This is a genomic window from Rhodococcus sp. BS-15 (assembly GCF_000813105.1).
In the GTDB taxonomy this organism is placed as follows: Bacteria; Actinomycetota; Actinomycetes; order Mycobacteriales; family Mycobacteriaceae; genus Rhodococcoides.
Window position 1 is genome coordinate 1 of the sequence record NZ_BAOX01000431.1, and the last position, 2,881, is coordinate 2,881.

3 protein-coding genes are annotated in these 2,881 nt (G+C 63.6%); 1 reads left to right on the top strand and 2 read right to left on the bottom strand.

Annotated elements, in window-relative coordinates; genetic code table 11:
- Positions 1 to 38: 38 nt before the first annotated feature.
- Together uraD (RHBS_RS26295) and uraD (RHBS_RS26300) are read right to left on the bottom strand one after the other, a co-directional pair.
- On the bottom strand, positions 39 to 542 hold the full coding sequence (gene uraD, locus RHBS_RS26295) for a 2-oxo-4-hydroxy-4-carboxy-5-ureidoimidazoline decarboxylase (RefSeq protein ID WP_121870326.1): 504 nt from the start codon (positions 540 to 542) through the stop codon (positions 39 to 41).
- Positions 543 to 552: 10 nt separating this feature from the next.
- Positions 553 to 2,457 carry a 2-oxo-4-hydroxy-4-carboxy-5-ureidoimidazoline decarboxylase gene (gene uraD, locus RHBS_RS26300; RefSeq protein ID WP_121870325.1) on the bottom strand — a complete coding sequence of 635 codons (1,905 nt, stop codon included), beginning with the start codon at positions 2,455 to 2,457 and terminating at the stop codon, positions 553 to 555.
- A gap of 178 nt (positions 2,458 to 2,635) precedes the next feature.
- Between uraD (RHBS_RS26300) and RHBS_RS26305 the strand changes: the two genes are divergently transcribed.
- Positions 2,636 to 2,881 (top strand): NTP transferase domain-containing protein (locus tag RHBS_RS26305; protein ID WP_374700666.1); only part of this gene is annotated, 246 nt, incomplete at its 3' end.

The following is a 2,881-nucleotide window of genomic DNA, read 5'->3' on the forward strand; positions in this document are numbered from 1 at the left end:
CCCCGAGGTGGCGTCGAGGACGTGCGTCGACAATCCCGTCACTGCTCGGGACCCAGCATGCGGCCGAGGCGAATTCGGTTGATCTTGGCCAGTTCCACGCGGAGCACCCGTCTTTCGGTTTCGGCATCGTTGTCGAGCCTCTCCTCGAGGATAGCGAGCAGTTCCTCCGCGGATCTGCCGGTGGCGCACACCAGGTAGACGTGCCCGAACTTCTCCTCGTAGGTGCGATTTCCCGCCGCCAGCTTCTCGAGCACCTCGGTGCCCGCGGTCGCCACCGCGGACTGCTCGCGTTTCGACGACGGGTTGTCGGCCTTGCCGCCGATCCGGGGATGACCGTCGAGCGCATGATCGATCTCCGCCTCGGGCAGCTCGGCGAGCACTCGATCGGCTCTGTCCAACAGCATGTCTCGACTGTCGAAGGGGCGACCCTGGGCGACTCGACGGGCCCAGATCGACGATGCGCAGCACTCGTAGAGGGCATGCATCGCCTGCCGATCACTGAGCCGATTGAACCCGTCGAGCCCTATCCATTCGTGCAGCACATCTCGCTCGCTATCTGAAGTCGTTGATGCGACCGAACCGCGCGGCCGCGATCGGGTTGGCATCGGCCACGAGATCGTCGAACCGGTAGTTCGCGATCTTGGCGATCTCGATCATCGCGAACGACCGCTCCGCCGACGGTGCGTTCTCGACGCGCGACCACCCGTTCGCGAGGACTCGATCGTAGCGCTCCGTCTCCCTTGCGCAGATCACCAACGGGAAGCCGAAGTGTTCGCGGTATTCGGTGGCGAGTTGGACGATGTTGTCGTGCTCGTCCTCTTCCAGGTTGGACAAACCGACGTGATCCGCTGCGTTGAGGGTGCCGGTGGCGTCCTCGCTGCCGAGATCGGGGTAGCTGTTGATCAGCTCGATCTGTTCCTCGGTGGTGCCGGCCAACAGTGCCTCCTGGAAGGCCTCGCGCAGACCGTGCGCATCGGCGAAAGGCCGCTGTTGGTAGGCGCGTTCGACCACCCACGGAGTGCCCTGCACCAAGCCGCCGAACGTGGCAGCGAAGTCCTCGGCGGACATCTCGTTGACCTTGTCGAGGGTGATGCCCTTGCCCGGACCACCGGCGACGGCCTGCCCGCGACCACCGATGTGGAAGAACAAGACGTTGAGCACGATTGCCGAGACCGCGCCGAGAACGATGCCACTGCCGAACAACATCTCCAGCCACGCGGGCACACCCTCGGAGACCGTCGGTTGAATGGTCACGAGCATCGCGAGCCCGAGGCTCGTGGCGACGATGATCAGGTTGCGGTGATCGGTGAAATCCACCTTCGACAGAGTCTGGATTCCGACCACGGCGACGGTGGCGAAGAGGGCGAGCGCGGCTCCGCCGAGCACCGGGGGTGGGATCGATGCGACGACGGCTGCCGTCTTGGGTAGCAGGCCGAGCAGAATCATGATGCCGCCTGCCGTGGCAACCACCCAGCGACTGCGCACACCGGTCAGGCGCACCAGGCCGACGTTCTCGGAGAAGGCCGTGTACGGGAACGAGTTGAACGTACCGCCGATGACGGTGGCCACTCCGTCCGCGCGCAGAGTCGCTGCGATGTCGTCCTTCTTGATGCGCTTGCCGACGATCTCACCTGTCGCATACACACTGCCGGTGGTTTCGACCGCGATGATGAGCATGACGACGATCATCGAAATGATCGCGACGACACTGAATTTGGGCACACCGAACAGGAATGGCTGCGTGAAACCGACCCACGACGCCTCCGAGGTGCCGTCGAAGTTCATGTCTCCCAGAGCGAACGCGACGGCGCTGCCGATCACCAGGCCCAGAAGCACGGCGATGGTGGCCATGAAGCCCTTGAAGAATCGTTGGATCAGCACGATGATCAGCAGCGTGCCGATCGCGTAGGCCATCCACCGTCCGTTGGTCGGATCCTGTTCGTGAGTAGCAGGATTGGTCACCGCATCGTTGACGGCCACCGGGAGCAGCGCCACACCGATGATCGTGATGACGGTGCCGGTCACCACCGGAGGGAAGAAGCGCAGCAGCCTACTGAAGTACGGAGCCATGAAGAACGTGACGAGACCGGCGACGATGACGGCACCGTAGACGTACAGCAACCCCTCGGTGCCGCCGCCGTTCGCCATCGCGATCGCGATCACCGGAGAGACACCGGCGAACGTCACACCCTGCAGGAGCGGCAGGCGGACACCGACCTTCCAGAATCCGACCGATTGAATGATCGATGCGATGCCGCAGGTGAACAGATCCGCATTGATCAGGTGAATCAACTGTTCGTTGGTCAGTCCGATCGCGCTGCCGATGATGATCGGCACCAGGACAGCGCCTGCGTAGAACGCGACGACATGTTGGAACCCGTAGGCGGCAAGTTTCGGAACGGGGAGAACTTCGTCGACAGGATGGACGCGTTTGCGTGTGGTGGGCTTGACGGACATGGCTGGGCACCTCGCGGAAGCAACAGGGCAGGATTCCTGCGACGCTGCAGGAGAAGTGCACTAAGAATCAGTCATCGCGCCTATCCTCGCTAGTCGAGCGCGCACAAACTTGTCGACGTACTCGAGATGGATGTTGTGCGAACATCCAAGACTCCAACCGAGAGTGAAAGGAGCGATCGTGTCGGACCTCGCCGTCGGAGTGGTACTGGCTGCCGGTGCCGGAACGCGATACGGATCGCCCAAAGTGCTCGCCCACGACGGGCTGTGGCTGAAGACGGCGGTGCAGGCGTTGCGCAACGGCGGCTGCGATCGAGTCGTCGTGGTGCTGGGCGCGGCGGATGCGCCCATGCCCGACGGCGCGATCGCCGTGCACACCCCCGACTGGCACCAGGGCATGAGCGCTCCTTCATCACCGGGCTGTCGG